The 23,186-nt window shown below is 40.5% G+C and carries 17 protein-coding genes; 8 read left to right on the plus strand and 9 right to left on the minus strand.

What is annotated here, in order from left to right; all coding sequences use genetic code 11:
- The first annotated feature begins 291 nt into the window (after positions 1-291).
- Together MSG37_RS10280 and MSG37_RS10285 are read left to right on the plus strand one after the other, a co-directional pair.
- The gene (locus MSG37_RS10280) at positions 292-1,788 is read left to right on the plus strand and encodes a methyl-accepting chemotaxis protein (protein ID WP_248470585.1); all 1,497 of its coding nucleotides are present in this window, start codon (positions 292-294) and stop codon (positions 1,786-1,788) included.
- Between the two features lie 841 nt (positions 1,789-2,629).
- Complete coding sequence (locus tag MSG37_RS10285) at positions 2,630-5,209, plus strand: PAS domain-containing protein (protein WP_248470586.1); 2,580 nt, start codon at positions 2,630-2,632, stop codon at positions 5,207-5,209.
- A 659-nt stretch (positions 5,210-5,868) separates the two neighbouring features.
- Here MSG37_RS10285 and MSG37_RS10290 read toward each other — a convergent pair.
- The 7 genes from MSG37_RS10290 to speA form a co-directional block, all read right to left on the minus strand.
- The gene (locus MSG37_RS10290; protein ID WP_248470587.1) at positions 5,869-6,744 is read right to left on the minus strand and encodes a RimK/LysX family protein; all 876 of its coding nucleotides are present in this window, start codon (positions 6,742-6,744) and stop codon (positions 5,869-5,871) included.
- 890 nt (positions 6,745-7,634) lie between these two features.
- Entirely contained in the window at positions 7,635-7,988 is a 354-nt protein-coding gene (locus tag MSG37_RS10295) for a DUF3802 family protein (RefSeq protein WP_248470588.1), read from the minus strand.
- A 394-nt stretch (positions 7,989-8,382) separates the two neighbouring features.
- Positions 8,383-8,958, minus strand: a complete 576-nt coding sequence (locus tag MSG37_RS10300; RefSeq protein WP_248470589.1) for a YceI family protein — start codon at positions 8,956-8,958, stop codon at positions 8,383-8,385.
- Positions 8,959-9,424: 466 nt separating this feature from the next.
- Positions 9,425-10,063 (minus strand): pyridoxamine 5'-phosphate oxidase, encoded by a 639-nt coding sequence (gene pdxH, locus MSG37_RS10305; RefSeq protein WP_248470590.1) that lies wholly within the window; start codon positions 10,061-10,063, stop codon positions 9,425-9,427.
- Between the two features lie 155 nt (positions 10,064-10,218).
- On the minus strand, positions 10,219-11,148 hold the full coding sequence (speB, locus tag MSG37_RS10310) for an agmatinase (RefSeq protein WP_248470591.1): 930 nt from the start codon (positions 11,146-11,148) through the stop codon (positions 10,219-10,221).
- Between the two features lie 24 nt (positions 11,149-11,172).
- Complete coding sequence (locus MSG37_RS10315; RefSeq protein WP_248470592.1) at positions 11,173-12,093, minus strand: S-adenosylmethionine decarboxylase proenzyme; 921 nt, start codon at positions 12,091-12,093, stop codon at positions 11,173-11,175.
- 157 nt (positions 12,094-12,250) lie between these two features.
- Entirely contained in the window at positions 12,251-14,164 is a 1,914-nt protein-coding gene (gene speA, locus MSG37_RS10320) for a biosynthetic arginine decarboxylase (RefSeq protein WP_248470593.1), read from the minus strand.
- Positions 14,165-14,793: 629 nt separating this feature from the next.
- On the opposite strand from speA, the gene MSG37_RS10325 reads away from it, so the two are divergent.
- From MSG37_RS10325 to MSG37_RS10340, 4 genes are all read left to right on the plus strand, one after another.
- Positions 14,794-15,627: a S1-like domain-containing RNA-binding protein gene (locus MSG37_RS10325; protein ID WP_248470594.1), complete on the plus strand. Its 834-nt coding sequence runs from the start codon at positions 14,794-14,796 to the stop codon at positions 15,625-15,627.
- A gap of 115 nt (positions 15,628-15,742) precedes the next feature.
- The gene (locus tag MSG37_RS10330; RefSeq protein ID WP_248470595.1) at positions 15,743-16,399 is read left to right on the plus strand and encodes a DUF480 domain-containing protein; all 657 of its coding nucleotides are present in this window, start codon (positions 15,743-15,745) and stop codon (positions 16,397-16,399) included.
- 126 nt (positions 16,400-16,525) lie between these two features.
- Entirely contained in the window at positions 16,526-17,335 is an 810-nt protein-coding gene (locus tag MSG37_RS10335) for an ABC transporter permease subunit (protein WP_248470698.1), read from the plus strand.
- A complete protein-coding gene (locus MSG37_RS10340; protein ID WP_248470596.1) occupies positions 17,332-18,231 on the plus strand; it encodes an ABC transporter ATP-binding protein in 900 nt (299 codons plus the stop codon). The genes MSG37_RS10335 and MSG37_RS10340 overlap by 4 nt, the downstream gene beginning before the upstream one ends.
- An 847-nt stretch (positions 18,232-19,078) precedes the next feature.
- Here the strand turns inward: MSG37_RS10340 and MSG37_RS10345 are convergent.
- Both MSG37_RS10345 and rlmA read right to left on the minus strand, forming a co-directional pair.
- Positions 19,079-19,285 carry a cold-shock protein gene (locus MSG37_RS10345; protein ID WP_011865413.1) on the minus strand — a complete coding sequence of 69 codons (207 nt, stop codon included), beginning with the start codon at positions 19,283-19,285 and terminating at the stop codon, positions 19,079-19,081.
- A 303-nt stretch (positions 19,286-19,588) separates the two neighbouring features.
- Positions 19,589-20,395, minus strand: coding sequence for a 23S rRNA (guanine(745)-N(1))-methyltransferase (rlmA, locus tag MSG37_RS10350; protein WP_248470597.1), 807 nt, complete (start codon positions 20,393-20,395; stop codon positions 19,589-19,591).
- A 375-nt stretch (positions 20,396-20,770) separates the two neighbouring features.
- Here rlmA and sbcB point away from each other — a divergent pair, with 375 nt between their 5' ends.
- Positions 20,771-22,183, plus strand: a complete 1,413-nt coding sequence (sbcB, locus tag MSG37_RS10355; RefSeq protein WP_248470598.1) for an exodeoxyribonuclease I — start codon at positions 20,771-20,773, stop codon at positions 22,181-22,183.
- A 97-nt stretch (positions 22,184-22,280) separates the two neighbouring features.
- A complete protein-coding gene (gene cdd, locus MSG37_RS10360; RefSeq protein WP_248470599.1) occupies positions 22,281-23,171 on the plus strand; it encodes a cytidine deaminase in 891 nt (296 codons plus the stop codon).
- Positions 23,172-23,186: the final 15 nt, after the last annotated feature.

Genomic DNA, 23,186 nt, shown 5'->3' on the forward strand with positions numbered 1-23,186 from the left:
TGTTTAGTCCTTATACAAGGCATCGCAATCTACTTTCAACTCCATCCGCCAATAAAATTAGTTTAATAATCCATCAAAACAAGATAAATAGCTTAGTAAAACTATTAAAAGACTAGATTTTATACTCCGCAACCACACTAATCCCGAACGCAGATATCTTGATATTCAATATGTTAGCTAGCCCACTGTTTAAAAATAAGTCGTATAGCGCAAACTGCTGAAAAATTATTTAAGAATCCGCCGCAATGTCCGATAAATAGCTAGGTTGGTGATTTTAAATAAGAGAACATTATGAAAGAAGTTAAGTTCCGTTGGGTCGATAAATACCTTATTCACATGACACTTAGGGCCAAGTTTGCTGTTTTAGCAATAATCCCTATCATCACATTATTAAGCTTAGCGATATTACTTAACGCGAATTACAAGCAAAATCTAGCCGAAAGCCAGATTGCACAGACCGACGAATTTAACCAAAGGTTAAATAATTCCCTTAATACTGCCTATCAATTTGTGCCCCAAGAACAGCAACAAGCTTTCTTAAGTGCACTGCAAGGTGAGATAAGCGTCAATCATCAACAAACTGCTCCTCGTCAATTAGTCAGCATTGCAAGTAACGGCGGTAAAACACAAATCGTAGGGGAGTGGGTTGAAAGCACAAGTGATATAGGCAGTAATGGACTAATAACTACCCTCACCTCGATGCAGCAAAGTCAGACTCATAATGAGTATATGGCTTATCTCGTTTTAGCATTGTTAATTAGTATCATTCTTATCAGCAGTTATTATATTTCAACCTTTGTTGGTGGCGCGTTATACACCAACGTTATGGCGCTGAAAAAAGCGGCTGATGGGGATTTAACTGGCAGACTTAACTTTTTTGAAGTTAAAGACGAATTCAGCATCCTAGCAATTAGTATTGATACCTTAGTTGAGCGCCAACATAAGCTCGTCACAGAAATGACCAGTGCAAATCAACAGATCCGCGATGTAGTGCAAGATTTCAGAAACACCGCGACCGAAGGCCAAACTTTAGCGGTCGATCAGCGCCAACATATAGATTCATTAGCAACAGCAATGGAGCAAATGACCGCTGCAGTCACTGAAGTTGCCCGTAACGCTGAGCTATCATCAACGGAAACCCAAGAAGCGAACGTGCAAGTCGATGCTGGTTCTCGAGATATCGCCATTACTGTTGATGCAATTGGTGGGCTATCAATTGAAATAGCCGACGCTTCAGAGGCGGTAAATCATCTAAATGATAATGCAGCTAAAATTGATGAAGTGGTCACCACAATTAATGCTATTTCAGAGCAAACCAATTTGCTGGCACTAAACGCGGCCATCGAAGCTGCAAGAGCTGGTGAGCAAGGTCGTGGTTTTGCTGTGGTTGCAGATGAAGTTCGTACGCTTGCTGGCCGCACTCAAGCTGCCACCGTTGAAATCAAAACCATGATTGAAGCCCTGCAAACCGGCGCGCGTAACTTAAAGCAAGTTATGAGCCGCACAGTTGAGAAGGCTGAAGAAGGCAAAAAACATGTGCTAGATACCGGTAAAGACTTACAAGGGATCGCGCACCACAGTGCTAAGGTCTACGAGATGAGCGTGCTAATTGCAACCTCCGCAGAGGAGCAATCTGCCGTCGCCAATGAGATCGCCACTAACTTAATGGATATTCGTAGCCAGTCACAACATGTAGAGCAATCAGCTAATCAGTCTGTATCAGGCTGTGACGAACTGCATGCAACCACTGAGCAACTAGACCAGTTATTAATTGGTTTAAAAATATAGAACCGCTTTCTGTTAGCTCACTTACCAATAAAAGCAGCCTAGGCTGCTTTTATTTTTCTTTACCAAAAGTCATAAGCTGTAACCCCAAAATCCTTCTCTCTACTCATGCTGTTGTAGTTACTAACCCTGATTCAATATCAGCTTGCTTTACTAGCAAACAAATTAAAGCCTCTATAAAAAACTTGCTGCCAGCTTGATTGAGTTGTTCGCACAGTAATTTGTCATCTGTTTTATACCAATTAGTATAAAGATTTGATCGCTCAGCGAGAATTTAGCGGCACTGAGACAAGGTCATTAAGTGCTCCTCGGTAACTGCTCCTGCGTTACTCTACCTCCTATATCCATATAGTCGTGCTTTAATGACATTCGCTGCATCCATGCAGCTCGCAACGAGTGAAGAGCATAGTGAAACTAGGTTCAAGCTTCTTCTTTTTACCAAGAGTCGCAGTATCAGAGCCGCTAAAACTCGCCATTCTGGAGCGCTTTTGGCTGCCTACTTCTGTGTTGAATAACTTCACAAGGGAGCAACCATTCTTTCAATTATTCGCCTTGAATTAGTTTGCCAAAATCGCTCTGAGTAGCTCAACTTCTTATACTAATTGGTATTATATTGCTATATCAACTTGGCAAATTGTCTAATATTGTATCTTTTACAGACTTTGTTTTACAAAAAAATAACAAGAATTGTATAATTACATGACGTTTAAAGTGTTTATCTTTTATTAATAAAAATATAAATAAAAGCAAAAAGTTAAAAGCGACGTTTTTATCGATTGCTTGATAGGCCATCAACAATTGAGCAATAAAAAGCGTTAAAGCTCGTTTTAGGAGATCGACTAAGTTGACAAACTGGCGTTCAAGCTTGCCAATACAGTTTATGTTTATTCAACTGTTTGTTGCTGCGGTGATTATTGTCGCCAGCATCTGGTTTATAAAATCGATTGAGCGAGATCGATTAATTGACAACCAAACTGCCTTGAGTATCAACCTTGGTAAAACGATCACGGCTAAACTACAACAAAAAACTAATCGTATTGAAAACCTAGCCGTTTCTATAGGTGCTATCGGCGAGCTATATCAAAAGTCTCCCAACGAGCTCAATGAAATCATTCCAGCCATTTTAAACCAGTCGGGTCAACAAAATGTGATCTTGGGCGGTGGGATCTGGCTTGAGCCATATAGTGTTGACCCATCAAAAGAAAAGAATAGCTATTTTTGGTCTCGAAATTATGCTGACGAATTGATTAAAGTTAACGATTATAACTTTGACGCTACTCCGTCTTATTTTAAAGCTGACTGGTATGTGCCAGCGAGGTTTTATCCAACCGATACCACCTATTGGTCAAAGTCATATATAGACCCTTATACCAACAACGCCATGCTTACCGCGTCAGTCCCTATGTGGTCTGATCATAATTTTATCGGTGTTTCCACCGTTGATATTGCCCTTTCAAGCATTGATAACTTTTTACATACCGCGACAGCTAACCAAGGTGGCTATGTATTTGCCCTTGATCAGCAAAATCGACTGTTATCTTACCCGGAAATTGAAGACAGCAGTGGTCTTGTCAATAACCACGAATTATTTCTGCCTTTTGCAGACTTCGCCAAAAAACACCCTGACTTTAAAGCACTTCAACGTAAAGTGTCAGAGGTTGATCAGCAGTTTATTGCTCAAGCCAATACCAACAAAGCCTATGACGATGGGCAGTTAGCTAAGGTCACTGCCAATGTACCGCCCCATGAGCGTGACAAACTGGTAGCGCTTATTAATCAAAATACCAGCGATAAACTTAAACAAGTTGAGGTAATAGCTAGCCTACAACTTAGCAGTGACCCAAAACTAAAAGAACCTGTGCTGGTAACAATTTTCCTTATGCCAAGCACCTACTGGAAAATCGTGCTTGTTACGCCAATATCGGCCATCACTAACAACAATCAATCACTCGCAAGTTCTGTGGGGATCTATTTAGTCAGCATTCAAATCCTCGCACTGATGCTGTTGTTTATAATGCAAAATAAGCTTTTTATTACCCCCATTAGCCGTATGGTTCGCGCCTTAAACGACAGTAATCCAGCTAAAGTTGAGTTAGAGGCAACCCAGCGTAATGATGAAATAGGCATGCTTGCCAAAGCCTTTAGCTCGCGAACCCGCCAATTAGAAATCGCGCTAGCCAGCCTTGATGCAACCAACTTAGCACTTGAGCAACAGTTAGATGTACAGCAACAAGCGCAAGCCGAGTTAAAAGAAAAAAAAGAGCAATTAAATACGGTGCTAAACTCTGCTCATAACCTGATTTTTATCAAAAATATTAATGGTGAATTTACTCTTGTAAACGATCAGTTTTGTCAAACTCTTGGCCGAGACCGGGCTGATATATTAGGCAACAAAGATCACTTGGTCATGCCAAAAGAGATTGCCCAAGTGAATGCCAAAAATGATCAGTACGTGGTTAATACTAAGTTTGAACTCAGCTATGAGCAAACATTTCCAGCAAAAGATAAACAGCACACGTATTTAGTCACTAAGTTCCCAATCTTCGATGAGCAGCGCCAAGTCACAGCAGTTGGTACAATCGCTTTTGATATCAGCGTGACAAAAGCGTTGGAGTTAAAGAAAAAAGCCCAATTTGAAATTTTAAGGCAAGAAACCTCAGACAATATTCGCTTCATCGAAAAACTTGAGCAGACAAACCGCCGCTTGTTAGATGAGAGCAATCAAGCAAAATCTGAGTCTAATCGAGCAATAAGCTTTGAAAGAGTCAAAGTTGAAAACCAAGCACTCTATCCTTCTTTAGTCGCCGCTATTGTTAAGCCGATATTTAGGAAGCAGGATGATTTAGCTGCAAGTGCCTATCGTTTGGCAAATGGTGAACTCGACGCACTAGAGTTTAATCGTGCGTTAGCGGATCAAACCGAGCGTCTGCGCCATTTAGAATACCTATTCTCAGCCCAAGACTATCTGGCAAAACCAATCGATTTAGTATTATTACTTGAGCATATCGTTGCCCTATTACAACCTAAGCTCATCTCAAAGAATATTAACTTAACGATCCACAGCGAAAAGCGCCTAGTTGTTGATGGGATCCATTGGCACTTTTTATTAATTTTCTATCGAGCAATTAGTAACACCATTAACGATGCGTTTTATCAGCCATCTGAGCAAAACCGGATTGAAATCCATTTGGACAAAACTAACAATCAGATCACTATGGAGCTAAAAGATAACGGTCGCAGACTCACTGATGAGCAACTTGAAAAGTTACACAACACCTTAGCAACTAATGATGTTACGGGCACACTCTCAGCCCTTTCTGTCTGGTTGAAAAGTGAGTTTAATGGCGGGCTGAGTATTTCTCGTTTAGAGCAACAAGCTGGATTTAATACCTTACAAAAATACCACATTGAAGTAAGCAACTAACACCAAGCAGTATAAAACGGTTAAATATAACAGACACGAGTTACTAGCTTGATAAGCTGGTACTAAAAACTAAGGCTGTTTTTCCGAACTGATAAAGTTGAACGCCATCACAGTAAAGCGCTGTTTTTATTTTGGGTTATAACGAATACCAATCAGTATTAGAATTTGATCTACTCAGAGCGATGTTTGGCAAACTAATTCAAGGCGAATATCTGCAACAATGGTTATTCCCTTATAAAGTTAATCAACGCAGAAGTAGGCAGTTAATCAACGCAGAAGTAGGCAGCCAAAAAACGCTCCAGAATGGCGATTTTTAGCGATTCTGATGCTGCGGCTCTTATCAACATTAGGGAGCTTAACCCTAGTTCAACTATGCTCTTCACTCGTTGCGAGCTGCATGGATGCAGCGAATGCCATTAAAGCACGACTATATGGATATAGGAGGTAGAGTAACGCAGGAGCAGTTACCGAGGAGCACTTAATGACCTTGCCTCAAAACCGCTAAACTCTCGCTGAGTAACTAAATGTTTATACTGATTGGTATAAAATACTCTCAATGAAATAAAAAAGTCGCGCCGCATCATTTGATGCGGCGCGACTCGTCTAAAAAACAATAAAGCTGGTAATTAAACGCTATTGCTCAGCCGTTAAACAAAAGATTAACGAGACACATCTACAATATAGTGGCCTTGTAACCAGTTGCGGCCAATCAATAACTTATAAGACATTTTGCTTCTGTCACGTAAGTTAACTTTAACCTTGTATTCTTGGCCCGGTTCACCAATATTCAGTTCAACCATATAGCGGATCTCGCTGCCTTGCGCATTTCTAATAAGCGATGTTTCTACAATACGCGACTTAACTACGTGAGACTCACCTTTTTCATTTTCAGTAGTGAAATGAATGATTTTACCGACATTCTTTTCCATATCAGGATCTTCATTATCAATCTTCATATCAAACGCGTGAAGTGAGTTTTCAACTGCTCCCGTATCAATACGAGTCTTAAAGATTAAACCTGACTCTACGATGCTAATTGGCGCGGTCGGGCCAATAATTTTCTTTTCCGAAACATCAACAACATAGCGGTCTTTTAACCAATTACGACCGATAAGTAATTTATAGTCCATATGGCTGCGGTCTCTCAGGTTTACTCTTACCGTGCGCTCTTTCCCCTTAAAGCCCACATCTAAATCAACCATATAACGGGTTTCTGTACCTTGAGAGTTACTTACCGTAGAGGTTTTAACGATTTTGGCGGTTAGTCGTTTAGTGTCCCCTGCATTATTCTCTGTAGTAAAAGACACCATTTTACCCACATTGTCTTTCATCTTCTTAGCACTACCACCTTCAACAACAATGTCATATGCGTGCAGCGAGGTATTAACGGCTCCGGTATCAATACGTGCGGTATAGGAGAGCTCAGCATGGGCAACAGACATCTTGGCAGTTGAGCCTATCACGGCTTTCTCAGTTGCTAACACTGAGAATGAAGATGTCAGGATCAATAAACTTAAGCCTAATTTTTTAAGCATGGAAGCCCTCTAATAATTTGATGATTTATATCGTATATCTTGCCTATATGATAACAAGAATTATAGGTAAATGAAGTGGCTGACACTATTACACAGCCAAGCTGAACAAATGCTGGCACAAAATTAAACTTATGCCAAAAAGTTAGAGATAAATAGTACAAATAGACTCGCAGTACAAACACAGTGACAAAGATGCCACCAGCTTGCGTGACCATAAATCAACTGACGGCAATGACGATAAAACTGAACTCCCAGCCAAACAAGAATAAACGGCACAAAAGGTAAGGATATGACGAAAGGAAAAAAGCCCCAACCGAGATCAAATGAGTTTTGACTAAAAAGGCGTAACAAAAACCAGAAAATCAACAAACAGCAATAGATCAGCATATGCTGTCTATTCTGAGATTGATTTAGCTTACTCAGCATCGCAGTCTCCTCTATGGTTTCTGCAACACTAGGCCTTAATTCTAAAGCCGCCAAGTTATTCACGCTAAAAGACTGTAAGCAAATATAAAAGTAGCCTAAATGCTTGAGGCTTGAGTCTCGTTGATTACACTGCAAAATCGAAATATTGCAGGCTAAGTTATCTAACTTAGCCTTACCAAGAGTAAATCTAACGCTAAGAGCTAAAGTTGCGGCTCGTTAACTAAGATCACTATTCAAGCCATGATCTTCTGCCCAAAATAGCGCGTTAGTATCAAGATCGACACGAAAACATATGCAATTAAAGCAAGAGTAAAAGCAGCTTAAACCTGGGAGAATGATATTCTCTCTAAGTTCAGCACCTTTATATATCAGGCTTTGTACCGCAGACCTTCTCTCTTGGGTTTCTTATATTGTCCAGCATGTGTCATAGCTACTTTGCTACTTGCCAGTGAGATAAGCAGTTTTTATGCCGCTAATAACTTACTGATCTCTTGATCAAACAGGTTTTTGATCAAACAGGAGAACTCGGTAATAAATAGCGTTTGCTCGGCTGTTGCCTTTTGTGATGCGACCCGGGCTAGAATTTCTTCTAGATCATAAACAATTGAATCAACTTCGCGGATCACTAAGTTACGTTGAGCAAAAGTCAACGAAGGGTTCTGCCCACAAACCATAATAATTTGTGCTGCAAGTTGCTCTTCAAATAACTCCATAACGGTATCATCTGCAGCGCTTTGTTGTTGCGAGTTTGCAAATATCCCTAGATGCTCAGTTAAATATTGCACTAAGTGGATATACCCGTCTTTATCGGTAACCATATATAACCTAAAAACACGTAAAAGTGTAAATGACCAAGCCTATGTCAGCACTTAACAGTCTTATTATTAATCTCTGACCAGAATCTTATCTGAGTTTTTACTCGAATGAAATAATATATACAAAAAACCGTATTAATCAAATAAATCGTTGCTTACAATCAATTTTATTTACATAACAATCTGACTTAGCAGGCAAAAATCAGTAAATAGATACCGCCATAGTACTATCAAATGAAAATAAAAAAGGCTTTACCAAATGGCAAAGCCTTTTATAGCGCTTCAAAGCTGCAAGCTTATCTTTGATAACCTAGAAGGTTACCCCCTACCAAAGCCCAGATAGCATAATGCTTGCGAGAATAATTTATTAAAAAAGTGCCGCCTGTGACAGCGAAAATTATTTGCTCAAATTAAGAGTAAAGGTCACCGGCACCGCTTTACTTATCGCAGAGAGACCAGCAATTTCACGTAATTTCTCAACACCTGCAGTTAGTCCAAAGCTATCCGCATTAACAATTACAGGCATAACACTTGATACCAATAAATGTGAATCCGACAATTTAGCAATGCTCACGTTAAATGCCATCTTTTGCTTCTGACCATGTAAATCAACTTCTCCATCAATAGTGGTAACTTTTACAGAGCCAACGGCTAAGTCTTTTACTAAGTTGGGGTCAACTTTCGCGGTTAAGGTCAGCTTAGGGTACTTATCAACTTCAAACAGCAGCGAGCCCATACGCTCGTCTCGAATATCAACATTGGTAACCACACTTGCTAATGAAACAGAAAAGCTAAACTGGCCATTATCATCATAAGTTCCGGCCATTGATTTGAAATGATGTACCTCAGCAATATCACCTTTTTTAATCGAAATAAAATTAACATTTGAACTATCACTATCAACATTCCATGTATCCGCTGAAGCCATTAGCGATAAAGGCAGTAATAGTAAACCTGTGACAATACTCTTCATGTCCGTTCCCTCTTATTCAGATAGTGAATTATTTCAATAGTTAAGCTCACACTAATTTAACATGCTTCGACATTGTACAAAGCGATTTTTCAGATAAAAATAAATATTCATCCATTTATATTAGGGCAAGTTCATCTTTCTAGCTAAATTAATCCGCTAAAGTCCATACAATTGAACTGGCGTTTTGTTTTGACACTTATGCTTTTACCTTAGAACCCCTTAGCTATATCTTAAAGAGTTCTATCTTAAAGAACTTATCTTCAAGCGCTTATCTTAAGGACTTATCTTTACGGCTTGGCTTTGAATGCTTAACTTTGAGAACTTAGTTTCAATGGGCTGGCTTTTAAAATTCGATTGCAAAAGATAATGCGCTACAGACTATAAATATCTCTGATTCAATCTAAAAAAGCCGCATCTGAGTGCGGCTTTAATGTTGGTATTAGCATAGAGAGGCTACTAGGCAGCGCTAAGGGGCTAAACGGCTGTGTTCCCATGCCTCTGCGACCTTAGTATAGATAAAGCGGTCATGCAGACGGTGCTCTCCACCTTGCCAAAATTCAATACTACTTGGACGGACTAAATAGCCGCCCCAAAACTTAGGTAGAGGAACATCGCCATTAGCAAATTTAGCTTTCATCTCGGCAAATTTGGACTCTAATGCTTTTCGAGCGCTAATTGGGCTCGATTGCTTAGAGACCCAAGCAGCAATCTGGCTTTCTTTAGGTCGACTTATAAAGTACTTCAATACTTCTGTCTTTGATAATGGCTCAGCCACGCCAGTAACGGCCACTTGTTTTTCTAAGCTATGCCAAGGGAATAAGATGCTTACCTGCGCGTTATTAGCAATGTGCTGCGCTTTACGACTTTCAAGATTAGTGAAAAATACAAAACCATCATTATCGAAACGCTTTAACAGCACAATACGCTGGAATGGCTGACCATTCTCATCAACAGTCGCTACCGACATTGCAGTCGGATCTTGCATCTTTGAATCGCGAACCACCTCTAGCCAAGCATTAAATAGCACCATAGGATCACTTGGTACATCTTCACTGTGTAACTCGCCTAACGTGTATTCTCGTCTAATATCGCTAATCTCTGACATCCTAGATCCCTTGCAAAACGGCATAAAAAAAAAGAAGCACTGCAACAGTGCTTCTTTAATAATAACAATCTTAGGCTCATCGCGGGAGACTTTTAACTAATAGTTTATCTCATGCTAACAGCTTTAATATTACTTAGCAGATCAAATAAATAGGATTATTTGATCTTACCGTTTGATTCAGCCCAAACATGTAGCATTTCAAGACCCAATGTTGCACCAGCAAGTGCAGTGATCTCAGCGCTGTCGTATGCAGGAGCCACTTCAACCACGTCCATACCAACGATCTTCATGCCTTTAAGGCCACGAATAATCTTCATTGCTTTATCGCTTGTTAAGCCACCACAAACTGGTGTGCCTGTACCTGGTGCAAAAGCAGGATCTAAACAGTCGATGTCAAATGTTACGTATAGAGGCATGTCACCAACGCGCTTACGAATTTGCGCTACGATTTCATCGGCGGTCATTTCGTTAGCTGCAGCGGCGTCAATGACTTCAAATAAGTGGTTAGCCGTATCGTACTCAGTACGAATACCCACTTGGATTGAGTTTTCTGCAGCGATAATGCCTTCGATTGGTGCATGGTAGAACATAGTACCGTGATCGTACTTGCTACCTTGGCTGTATGTATCTGTGTGCGCATCAAAGTGTAGCAATGCCATTTGACCATGCTTCTTATAGTGAGCACGCAGCAGTGGTAAAGTCACAAAGTGATCACCACCAAAGCTTAACATTGCTTTATCTGCTTCTAGGATTTTAGTCGCAAAGTCTTCAACACGTTGTGTAAAGTCTGCAGAATCACCACAGTTGTAAACTAGATCGCCCGCGTCAACAATTTTAACGTGTTCGCTAAGTTTAAACTGATATGGCCAGCGAGTTTCTTCCCATGCAAGATTCACTGATGCGTTACGAATTGCACCAGGACCCATGCGACCACCTGAACGGCCTGTTGTAGCCATATCAAACGGTAAACCTAAAACCACTACATCCGCATCGCCTTCAAGAGGTTTAAAGTCAAGCGGTTGTCTCAAGTAACCAAATGCATTTGAATAAAGCGAATAATCTGGCTTATCTGCAATAGTGGTCATAAATACTCCATAAAATGTCTAGAGTCACAGTACTTCGGCTATTAAGGTTTCGCCTTCAGCCTGAATATAGTGATAGTAATTAAAATTATTGTGCTGGTTTAACTGTAGATCACAACTGGCAAGCCTTCTATTAGAAGGAAAGTCTAGCGGATCTATTTGTGTATTCAGCCCAATAATGTCCCAACTGCGGGGGTTCAATACTTTAAGTAACTCAGCAAAAATATTGAACGGATATTGTAAAAAGTTCACGTTTGTTTCGACACTCACATAAGAGCTTCGCTCTTGAGGGGTGATATGTATGGTCAAAAATTTATCTTCAAACAATCCATTGATTGAATATCCACACGGTTGAAACAGGTGATCGTCAAACTCAAATTGCGGCAGCAAACGATCTAAATTAAGTAATCGGCGTATATTAGCGCACGATTGTTCTGCACTGCGTAAATACTGGGCCGCCTCACCTTCAATATGGTACATCAGCAAACAAGCACTCATTTCATGCTTAATTGGCTGTGACGCGGTAAAAAGGTAATGATGGTGACTATCTAAATGGCCGATACGATAAGCCGTACCAGACACTTTAGCTTTTAGTAACGCGATATCATCTTCAAACTGGGTTGTTTGTAAATGGGGTAAAAACTCGCTTTTACGCTGATAGTTTAATCCTGATATATGGTCAGTGCCGATTTTTTCAATGATGAAAAGTACAGTATCAATTAAGCGCGTATTACCACAGGTTATCAATAGCAACTTATGTTGCCAGACAAACAAACTGGACTCACTTAATACATAGGCATCGCAATGTGAATTGCTTAGGTTCGACAAAATACTTGCATCAGCCATTGCCAGCGCCTGTTGCCAAAAATGTCGCGGATACGCTCTTAATGACTTAGCACTGGGGTCTATATGCAACTCAATTTTCTTTTCTGAACCTTCAAAAAACATCGACTCGAAGCCCTTAATCTAGATCCTTCAATATGTAACTGATACGTGTAAACAACCCATCAAAGCAATTTAAAAATAAAACCAGCTTCGAGCGAACTCAAAGCTGGTTATAACAAACCTTTGTTAGCCATGACTTAAATGGCTGCTGACAATCTACTTAAGAGAAATCTTCTAAGTAGGTGTAACCTTTAAGACCTAGTTGTAACTCTTCAAGGATATTAGCACGTTCATCTTCTGCAATATGCTTGTTTACTAGTTCTTCATAGGTTCTCATAAACGATACTGCATCTAAGTTTACGTAACGTAAAACGTCTGCAACCGTATCGCCAGCAAGTACTGATTCAACATTAGTGCGAGCATCATCGTCTAAACGCACAACTGCCGAGTTAGTATCGCCAAACAAGTTATGCATATCACCCAAGATCTCTTGGTATGCACCCACTAAGAAGAAACCAATTAAATATGGGCTCTCTTGAGTCCAAGCCGGAACAGGTAATGTGGTTTCAATACCTTGACCATCTACATACTGATCAACCGTACCGTCTGAGTCACAGGTAATATCAAGCATAACTGCACGGCTTTCTGGCTTTTTATCTAAACCTGATAGCGGCATGACTGGGAATACTTGATCGATACCCCATGCATCCGGTAATGATTGGAATAGCGAGAAGTTAACAAAGAATTTGTCTGCTAGCTTTTCGTTTAATTCATCAATAATTGGACGGTGGAAACGATACTTAGCGCTCATGCTACCTTGTAACTCGTAACATACGCGCAAATTGACCTGCTCTGCCCACGCACGCTCAGCTAAACCTAACTGGCCTACAGCAAATAATGAATGCACTTCAGTTAAATCACTTTGGCAATCATGGAAAATTTCAATTAACGCACGCTGATCAGCTTTACCGCTCACTTCAACCCAAGACTGCCACATGTTATGTAGAAGCTGCGGAGCATCATCTGCTGGCGGCAGAATATCTTCAGGCTTATAAGCTTCGGTACCGATTACGTCTGTTAATAATACCGCATGGTGCGCAGTTAAGTAACGACCCGATTCTGAGATAATTCTCGGCATCGGTTGCTCGTACTCTTTACACATGTCAGTTAATACACTAACGATATTGTTAGCATACTCAGTTAAACCGTAGTTCATTGAGTGACTGCTTTGGCTACGCGTGCCGTCGTAATCAACCGCTAAACCACCACCAACGTCAAAACACTTAACGTGAGCACCGAGCTTCATAAGTTCACAGTAGAAACGGCCTGCTTCGCTCACGCCTTGGCGGATATCACGAATATTGGCTATTTGCGAACCTAAGTGGAAGTGCAATAACTCTAATGACTCAAGCATATTTTCTTGCTTCAGCGAGTTAATCACTTGCAATACCTGAGCAGCACTTAAGCCGAATTTAGACTTTTCACCACCACTTGCTTGCCATTTGCCTTTACCTTGGAAAGCCAAACGTACACGTAAGCCTAAACGCGGTGTTACACCAAGTTCTTTAGCTTGTTCAAGTACGACCTTGAGTTCAGACATCTTCTCAAGAACGATATAAACTTTATGACCTAGCTTTTCACCAATCAAAGCAAGGCGGATATATTCTTTATCTTTGTAGCCATTACAAATGATTACAGAGCTGGCTTTTTGAGCCATTGCCAATACAGCCATCAACTCAGGCTTACTACCGGCCTCTAAACCTAGCTGCGGCACTTCTTTGGCCACTTGGCTAGCTAAGATCTCTTCAACAACCGTTTGCTGTTGGTTCACTTTAATCGGGTAAACAAGTAAGTAATCATTTTCGTATTGATACTTTTGAATCGCCTGATTAAATGCCTGACAAAGGCTGTTTACTCTATGATGCAAAATTTGCGGGAAACGCACTAATACGGGTAAAGCCACACCTGACTTAACCATATCCTTTGCCATTTCGTTCAAACCAATTTTACAGTCCGGACGACTTGGATCTGGCGACACAGTCACCTCTCCATCGTCGCTAATTCCGTAAAGTCCTTGGCTCCAGTGATTTACGTTATAACTTGCGCGTGCATCATCAATAGACCAATTGCTCATATTTGTCCTAACCTGTCTATTCTATTCAAATAAGTTACTGCAGCCTTATAGGCTCATCAACTTGCGAATGTTTAAATCAGATACGCTCTGATTTAGCTACAAAAGTACAAACTATCTTCAATTAATACTCAAAAACACATCTCGTGTCGACCGATGGAGCATTAACTTTCTAAAAAAGGCCTTACCAAATTAAAGGCGCTTTGATTTTCATGGTAACGAAAAAAGCCATGCCTTTAAACCTAGCATGTAAAACCAAGTCCATAAAAATCTAATTTGTAACTTCAACGATTGCTTAACCGCAGTACGGTGTATTCACTCAAGAATAAGCCTACAAACGAAACACTTTTCTCTCGGAATTTTTTGCGGCGCAATTAAACCTTGAGACTCAGCAGATTGCAATACAAATTAGTCCTCAAAAGGTCAATTAATCGCGAATTAATTATCACCTTATAATAGGGTGATAACAATCCGTACTCATTATCCCTAAAAACGTGATAACTCCCGCCTTTTACTTACAGAAAATTGCAGGCTTTTGCGCATTAGTTTCAACGGGCTAAAGCATATTGAAATGTTTTCCACTATAATCGCAGCTGAAATCAAACGTTACTGTTTTAAAAGTAGAGAACATCATGATCCAGATAGGTAAAACCTGTAAGCTCGAAGTCGTCAAACAAGTTGATTTTGGTGTCTATTTAGACGCTAAAGAGATGGGCCAGGTCCTCCTTCCTCGCAAAGCCGTTCCTAAAGAATGCCAAGTCGGAGATATGGTTAATGTGTTTCTTTACTTAGATTCAGAAGACATGATCATTGCAACAACTCGCAGACCATACGCACAAGTGGGCCAATTTGCTTACTTAGAAGCGAAAGCTAATGGTCCTTACGGCGCATTTTTAGATTGGGGCCTAGACAAAGATCTGTTACTGCCTTTTGGCGAGCAGCACCGTGAAATTGAAGTGGGTAAATCCTATCTAGTGTATATCTACACTAGCCACGTTGATGACCGTATTGTTGCTTCTTCAAAAGTTGAGAAATTCCTCGACTTAACTGAACCAAAGTTCCGTACTGACGAAGAAGTTAACTTAATCATTGGTGGCTCAACGGATCTTGGCTACAAAGCCATTATCAACAATACCCATTGGGGCGTGTTGTACAAAAATGAAGTTTACACTCGTTTAAGCTTTGGCCAAAAGCTCAAAGGTTTTATTAAACGCGTACGTACAGATGGCAAGATTGACCTTATCTTACAAAAAGGCGCTAAAGAAGAGCTTGATAAGCACTCAGTGACTATCATGATCAAACTTAAACAAGCTGGCGGTTTTTTACCTCTTAATGATAAAACCGATGCTGAAGTCATTTACTCACAATTATCTATGAGTAAAAAAGCCTTTAAAAAGAGCATTGGTGGTCTTTATAAGAGTAAGCAAATTACTATCTCACCAGACGGTATTCGTTTAGAAGAATAAGCGCACTGTATTGCTTGTAAAACAAGCAATTACAAGACATACCCGCGAAAAGCTTCTTTGCATTAAAGCATGGCTCTGTTATAACAAAGTCATGCTTTTTTATTAAGAGGTTAATATGGAACTCACTCCACTCGAAGCGCGTGTTATTGGTGTCCTCCTTGAAAAGGAGATCACAACACCAGAGCAATATCCCCTTTCTCTCAATAGTTTAACCTCGGGTTGCAATCAAAAAACCAGCCGAGAACCAGTGCTAAGCCTCAGTGAGTCAGAGGTACAAAACACCTTAGATAGTCTTGCTAAAAAGCGACTTATCTCCGAGCAATCAGGCTTCGGAAGCCGCGTAGTCAAATATAAGCACCGTTTTTGTAATACCGAGTTTAGCGACCTACAGCTAAAATCAGATGAGCTGGCGATTATTTGCTTATTACTACTTAGAGGACCACAAACAGCCGGAGAATTAAGAACGCGAAGCAATCGCCTACATGAGTTTAAAGATGTTGCCGAAGCAGAAGCAAGCTTACAACACCTACAACAACGTGAATCACCTCTGGTTATGTTGCTCGCCAAAGAGCCTGGTAAACGTGAAGCGCGCTACCGTCAATTATTCACACCGATTGCAGATGACGAACTGCAAGCCCCTACTGCACAAATTGCCTCGGCGAGTGCAATCAATCATCAACCTAATGACAATCAAGAACTAGCGTTAAGAGTTGAAATATTAGAGCAAGAAGTTGCTGAACTAAAAGCTCAACTTCAACAACTTCTTGAATAATTAATTATTACTAATGTTCATTCACAGGTTTAGGTTAACGCCAAGCTAAAAACGGTGTTAACCTAGTTGCACTTAATCATTCAATCGTAAGGGATTAGTTTGGAAAATAACCCTCAAACTAATAGCATGCTCAAAAACACGCTATTACTCGCTCAATTTGAAGTCAAAAAAATGCTACTTAATCCAAGAGGTTTAATTGCTCTGATAGCATTTTCAATGGTTTGGCTACTGATTTTACTTTACCCCATTAGCGGAGCATCAAGCTTTCTGGTCAACCCAGACTTTCAGGCTGTGATCGAAGGTATATTTGGCACAGATGCCGTAAGTGAACTGTTTAAATGGCCAGTAGCAGAACTTGCGGTATATTGGATTGCAGCGCTCTACCTGTTCCCTTTATTTTGTATTTTTGTTTCTGCTGATCAATTTGCCACTGATAGGTCTCGCGGTACATTTCGTTTTTTAACCTTAAGAGTTGGCAGAGACAGCTTATTCTTTGGTCGTTTTATTGGCCATATGGCATTACAAAGCCTGTTACTGAGTCTTACTGTTATTGCCACCATTTTGCTTGCTGTTAGCCGAGATCCAAATTTATTCCTGCCAGCATTATATTCAGGCTTAATTGTTACCCTAAATTTAATGATTGTTTTACTACCTTACACAGCACTAATGGCAATTTTATCGCTTTACGCTAGCTCAGCCCGCCAAGCAACTATCTATGCGATTTTAGTTTGGGCTGCGATGTCGATAAGCATTGCAATCATTAATAACTACTTACCGATTATTAGTGAACTAAAGTGGATATTACCCGGCTCACAGATCTCAATGATGATTAACACACAAGGTCTGCAAAGCTTTATGTACGCGCCTATCGCACTCATTCAAGCCGCTGTTCTTCTTGTTTTAGGTAAAGTGTATATTAATAGGAGCGCGCTATGAGCTTAGTGATTTGCAAAGGGTTATCTAAATCTTATGGCGATAAACAGGCGTTAAAGCAGGTTGATATTACGCTTAATGCCGGCAGTCCTATCGCATTAGTCGGCCCTAATGGAGCAGGTAAAACAACTTTATTTAGTTTACTATGTGGCTATATGAGCCCTACGTCAGGTAACGTAAGTTTGTTTGGTCACAAGCCGGGCTCTACAGCATTACTTGGACGTATTGCATCTTTACCTCAAGATGCCGCATTAGATCCAAACTTAGATATTATCAGCCAACTCAGCTTTTTTGCGACCCTGCAAGGCTATACAAATAAAGCCGCTAACGCTGAAGCCCTGCGTGTTCTCGCCTTGGTTGATCTCGTCGATAGTGCTAAACAAAAACCTAAAGCACTAAGCCATGGTATGGCAAAACGAGTATCAATTGCACAAGCCTTAATTGGCTCACCAGAACTTGTATTGCTCGATGAGCCTACAGCAGGGTTAGATCCTGCCAATGCCAAGAAAATTCGTGAGCTTGTAAAGTCTTTATCAGGTAGTACCACATTTATCATTAGCTCACATAATTTAGATGAGCTTGAAAAACTGTGTGATCAGGTGCTTTATTTAGAGCATGGGCAATTACAGCATTCAGTCTCAATGAATGAATCGCAGCATGAAGACTATCTCACCCTAACCATGCAGCATTGTGATCCTCAAGCCTTAATCGAAGCGGTGCTTAACTTAGCTGATATCAGCTCTATTGAAGAACGTCAAAGCAACCAGTTTTTGATTAAACACAATAGCGAGCAAGTTTATGCAATTGAAATAGCTTTACTTAACCTATTGAAAGATAAAAACTGGCAATACAAAGCGATGTTGAAAGGTAGAACGTTGGAAGAAAAGCTCTTCTCTTAAGTTTTATATTGGCATTAGTAAATATAAAAACGGCGCACTTAGCGCCGTTTTTCATGGCTCATGTTATCTCACTGCAACGTAAACCCTATTATACCAATCAGCATAAGAATTTGATCTACTCAGAGCGGTTTTTGGCAAACTAATTCAAAGCGAATAACGGCAATAATGGTTATTCCCTTATAAAGCTAATTAACGCAGAAGTAGGCAGCCAAGAAGGCTCAAGAATGGCGAGTTTTAGCGGCTTTGATGCAGTGACTCTAAATGAACAAAGAGGGAACTTAACCCTAGCTCAACTATGATCTTCACTCGTTGCAAGCTGCATGGATGCAGCGAATGTCATTAAAGCACGACTATATGGATATAGGAGGTAGAGTAACGCAGGAGCAGTTACCGAGGAGCACTTAATGACCTTGCCTCAAAACCGCTAAACTCTCGCTGAGTGACTAAATGTTTATACTGAGTTGGTATAAAACATTTCCTCCATCCTTGGAGCTCAGATATGGTGAATGTCATTCAGGCACGACTATATGGATATAGGAGGTACAAAACCAAGCATGGTCGAAGATAGAATAATACAGAAGCTATTATCGAGAGTAACGCAGGAGCCGTTACCGAGGAGCATTTAATAACCTTGCCTCAAAACCGCTAAACTCTCGCTGAGTGGCTAAATGTTTATACTGATTGGTATAAACGGCAACAAGCTATTGGCTTAATCAAACTAACGCTTTAGGTAACAAACTCGTATTGCTAGTAATTAATTACCGGAATTCAAACGAAAAAAGAGCCGTAGTAAACTACGGCTCTTCGAAATTCTGTATGATTAGCTAGTGCTAATCAAGCTGGTAACTTAGATAACAGTTACGTTCTCAGCTTGTGGGCCTTTTTGACCTTGAGTAACAGTAAACTGAACTTTTTGACCTTCGTCAAGAGTTTTGAAACCGTCAGAGTTGATAGCGCGGAAGTGTACGAATACGTCTGGACCAGACTCTTGCTCGATAAATCCGAAACCTTTATCAGAGTTGAACCACTTAACAACGCCAGTAACTTGAGACATAATATTGAATCCTGTAAATATAAATTAAAGCCTTAACGGCGGTAAAGCTGGAAAATGCCGGTTTACTTAATGTTAACAGGACGAACATTGTCGTATTGAACACATAAAAATAAGCCTAACCTTCAAGCTGCAAACACTATAAACCATTCTCATCATAAGTCAACACACATTCGTATCGGAATTTAGGGTGTTTTTACTTATATTTCTACAGCTTGCTAATTGGATCAAAAAATACACTTATGCAAACTCACAGTTAACACTCACAACCGCTTAAAAAACAACCACCAAGCTACAACCTTAGATTTACTGGGCTCTAAAGACTTCCACTTTAAAATCTAGCTCACAACTAAAACCTGATTTAGCTAGAGCTAATTTTTGTTCTTCTGTTAATTTCCAGTTATAGGGAGTCATCTTTAAAAAGTTACTGATATCGACCGGATCAGTTAACGATAGTTGTTGCAAAATACGTTCTTGATGGATGAGATCAAAGCCCTCTATCTGAGAGGAAGCTTCAGTATGCTCTTTAGGATTATCATATATCAGCTCTTTTAATGCGAAATGATGACGAGGACCCGCACAAACAGTGGTAAGAATACCGCCAGACTTAATCACACGCTTTAATTCCACATCTAAAGACGGCGCATAAATTCTCAACATAAAGTCAAAACTGCTATCTGGGAACGGCATATCGAAAGCGCTCGCAACGCTAAATGCAATTTTAGGGTAACGCTTAGCAGCATACTTAAGCGCAGATTTACTGATATCAACACCATAAAGTGCAAAACCTTGCGGCAAGCTTTCAACTAAACGGTTTGAGTAGTATCCTTCACCACAACCAATATCTAGACCACACTCGGCATCAATTGCGTACTCATTCGCTAGCAAGTTAACTTTATCACTTAATACCTGATAGTAACCTTTATTCAGAAACTCTCGTCTTGCCAGCATCATCTCTTTATTGTCACCTGGGTCATTTGACTTCTTTTTCTGTACAGGCAACAAGTTAACGTAGCCTTCTTTTGCACAGTCAAATCTATGATTGGCAGGACAACACCAAGTTTTGTCTTCTTTAGATAGCGCCTGCTGGCATAAAGGACAACGGTAAATCATGTATACATCTCCGAATGGCACATATTTGATGCGCTTGCTATTCAATCACACGCACAAATGTAGCCGGATAATAATCCGTTAGACGATGGCATAGGCTGAGAAGCTAACAGCTTAAGCACATGACCTTAATACTGGCCCAGCATAGTGATAATTTAAACCAATAAAAGTCATCTATTTTTCTTTAGAAAATAATGCTTGTCATAACGAGTCTAAAAAGGATGGCTATTCTACTGCGCTCACCTATTTTGATCCAGCGGATAAAACTGCTGCAAACTCAAGCAAAGTACTTGAGTTGTATTAAGGAAACTAAGACATTTAAACCTTGTCAGTGCTATGATGACTGCAATTATTGCTCGTGATAGCCTTTAAAATTATATGTCGACAAATAACCAACCCACCCTCTTCTGGCACGATTATGAAACCTTTGGCGCTAACCCAGCCAAAGACCGCCCTTCGCAATTTGCTGGCGTACGCACCGATATGGATCTTAACATCATCGGTGAGCCTGAAACCTTTTATTGTAAAGTGGCCAACGACTATCTACCCTCTCCTGAAGCGATTCTAATTACTGGGATAACTCCGCAACTGGCTAACCTAAAAGGTATGCCAGAAGCCGAGTTCATGAATAGAATTAACGGTTTATTTAGTCAGCCTAAAACCTGTGTGGTGGGTTATAACTCTCTGCGTTTTGATGATGAAGTGTCACGCTATGGCTTTTATCGTAACTTTATCGACCCTTATGCCCGTGAGTGGCAAAACGGCAATAGCCGCTGGGACATTATCGATCTGGTGCGTGCTTGTTATGCGTTTAGACCTGAAGGCATTAACTGGCCAGAAAAAGAAGATGGCTCACCTAGCTTTAAGCTAGAGCAACTAACTGTAGCCAATGGTTTAAGCCATGAAAAAGCGCATGATGCTATGTCTGATGTTTATGCCACCATCGACATGGCTAAGCTAATCAAGAATGTGCAGCCAAAACTATTCGACTATTACTTTAGCCTGAGGCAAAAGCAGGCCGTTTCTAAACTTATTGACGTATTAGAGATGAAGCCACTTGTGCATGTAAGCTCCAAGATCAGTGCACTAAACGGCTGCACAACCATTATTGCACCCGTTGCTTACCACTCTACCAATAAGAATGCGGTTATTTGCGTTAACCTTGCTATGGACGTTGCGCCATTATTAGAACTGAGTGTCGAAGAAATTCGTGAGCGCATGTATACCCGTCGCAGCGACTTAGCGCCTGATGAATTACCTATCGGTATTAAGCAGATCCATATTAACAAGAGTCCGTTTATTGCTGGTGCAAAAACCTTGACCGATGAAAACGCTGCTAGACTCGATATTGATAAGGACTTTGCCCGTGAGCAATATAAAATACTCAAGCAACATCCAGAGCTTAGAGAAAAGCTTGTTGCTGTATTTGATGTTGAGCATGAGTCAAAAAGTATAGATCCTGATCAGGCGCTGTATAGCGGCGGTTTTTTCAGTTCAGCTGATAAAGCCAAGATTGAAATCATCCGCAATACGCAGCCAAGTAATCTTGCTGCACTAGATCTTGATTTCGACGACGAGCGCCTTGCTGAAATGCTGTACCGATACCGCGCACGTAATTACCCCGAAACCTTAGATGATGCAGAGCAGTATCGCTGGCGAGAATTTTGTCAAACGAGACTTAATGATCCTGACTATATTATTCGCTTAGAGAACTTAATTGAAGAAACTGAACAAGATGACAATAAACAGAAGCTATTACAGGCACTGTGTCATTACCTTAGAAGTCTTTAGCAATCGTTATACAGTAAATGCGACAAACACCTCATTCTGTATGTAACAAGCTTACTAGAATGATATTCCATTAGCGTTAACTAAAAGGAAATAGCATATGCAAGACAGATTTTTAAAAAGCATAGCTAAATTACCTGAGTCACTAGCAACGGCAATTGTGCCGCTGCTTGATAAAGATTTTGCCGGCCATATTGATGCTCAACAATTAACAGAGCTTCAGGCCCAAACCCAAATGGAGCTTAATGAGTTATTGCTAGCTTTGCTACCTATTGCGGCAGCACTTGCTAGACCGCCAATTAGCGAATTCCATGTAGGCGCTATAGCAAAAGGCAAAAGCGGTGATATCTATATGGGCGCAAACATTGAGCTACCAGGTGAAGCGCTGTTTCATTCTGTACATGCCGAGCAAAGCGCAATTAGCCATGCTTGGCTAAGCGGTGAAACCATTATTGAAGACATTATTGTTAATGCATCGCCATGTGGTCATTGTCGTCAGTTTATTAACGAGCTGGTTGAAGGCAGTAAAGTAAATATACATCTACCATCGCAAGATACTGCGCCGCTTTCACATTATCTGCCTTATGCATTTGGCCCAAGCGATCTTAATATCTCTACACCGCTACTGAGTAAGCAACAACATAATCTAATCTTAGACTCGAATGATCCTATGATCATTGAAGCCTTAGATCACGCTAGTTTAAGTTATGCGCCTTACACCAAAAACTTTGCAGCTGTTGTGCTAGAAACCAAAGATGGTGCAACCTATTGCGGACGCTATGCCGAGAACGCTGCGTTTAATCCATCGATGCAACCAATGCAAATGGCGCTATCTACCATGTCTCGCCACAACAGGGACTTTAGTGAGATTAATCGTGCAGTGTTAATTGAGTCTTCAAAAGGTGTTGTATCGCTAGTTGGCGCAGCTATGGATGCACTACATAGCGTTGCACCGATTGAACTTGAGCATATTGTTGCTGAGCCTGAATAGGCTAAGCGAGCAATT

Source organism: Shewanella sp. 1CM18E (assembly GCF_023161665.1).
Lineage (GTDB): Bacteria > Pseudomonadota > Gammaproteobacteria > Enterobacterales > Shewanellaceae > Shewanella.

What these genes read in the sequence shown, in the direction of transcription:
- rlmA (WP_248470597.1), bottom strand. Translation starts at nt 20,395, where the DNA reads ATGATTTACCGTTGTCCTTTATGCCAGCAGGCGCTATCTAAAGAAGAC.
- MSG37_RS10295 (WP_248470588.1), bottom strand. Translation starts at nt 7,988, where the DNA reads ATGGTTACCGATAAAGACGGGTATATCCACTTAGTGCAATATTTAACT.
- MSG37_RS10325 (WP_248470594.1), top strand. Translation starts at nt 14,794, where the DNA reads ATGATCCAGATAGGTAAAACCTGTAAGCTCGAAGTCGTCAAACAAGTT.
- MSG37_RS10290 (WP_248470587.1), bottom strand. Translation starts at nt 6,744, where the DNA reads ATGCTTAAAAAATTAGGCTTAAGTTTATTGATCCTGACATCTTCATTC.
- cdd (WP_248470599.1), top strand. Translation starts at nt 22,281, where the DNA reads ATGCAAGACAGATTTTTAAAAAGCATAGCTAAATTACCTGAGTCACTA.
- MSG37_RS10300 (WP_248470589.1), bottom strand. Translation starts at nt 8,958, where the DNA reads ATGAAGAGTATTGTCACAGGTTTACTATTACTGCCTTTATCGCTAATG.
- speA (WP_248470593.1), bottom strand. Translation starts at nt 14,164, where the DNA reads ATGAGCAATTGGTCTATTGATGATGCACGCGCAAGTTATAACGTAAAT.
- sbcB (WP_248470598.1), top strand. Translation starts at nt 20,771, where the DNA reads ATGTCGACAAATAACCAACCCACCCTCTTCTGGCACGATTATGAAACC.
- pdxH (WP_248470590.1), bottom strand. Translation starts at nt 10,063, where the DNA reads ATGTCAGAGATTAGCGATATTAGACGAGAATACACGTTAGGCGAGTTA.
- MSG37_RS10330 (WP_248470595.1), top strand. Translation starts at nt 15,743, where the DNA reads ATGGAACTCACTCCACTCGAAGCGCGTGTTATTGGTGTCCTCCTTGAA.
- MSG37_RS10315 (WP_248470592.1), bottom strand. Translation starts at nt 12,093, where the DNA reads ATGTTTTTTGAAGGTTCAGAAAAGAAAATTGAGTTGCATATAGACCCC.
- MSG37_RS10335 (WP_248470698.1), top strand. Translation starts at nt 16,526, where the DNA reads ATGCTCAAAAACACGCTATTACTCGCTCAATTTGAAGTCAAAAAAATG.
- speB (WP_248470591.1), bottom strand. Translation starts at nt 11,148, where the DNA reads ATGACCACTATTGCAGATAAGCCAGATTATTCGCTTTATTCAAATGCA.
- MSG37_RS10340 (WP_248470596.1), top strand. Translation starts at nt 17,332, where the DNA reads ATGAGCTTAGTGATTTGCAAAGGGTTATCTAAATCTTATGGCGATAAA.
- MSG37_RS10280 (WP_248470585.1), top strand. Translation starts at nt 292, where the DNA reads ATGAAAGAAGTTAAGTTCCGTTGGGTCGATAAATACCTTATTCACATG.
- MSG37_RS10345 (WP_011865413.1), bottom strand. Translation starts at nt 19,285, where the DNA reads ATGTCTCAAGTTACTGGCGTTGTTAAGTGGTTCAACTCTGATAAAGGT.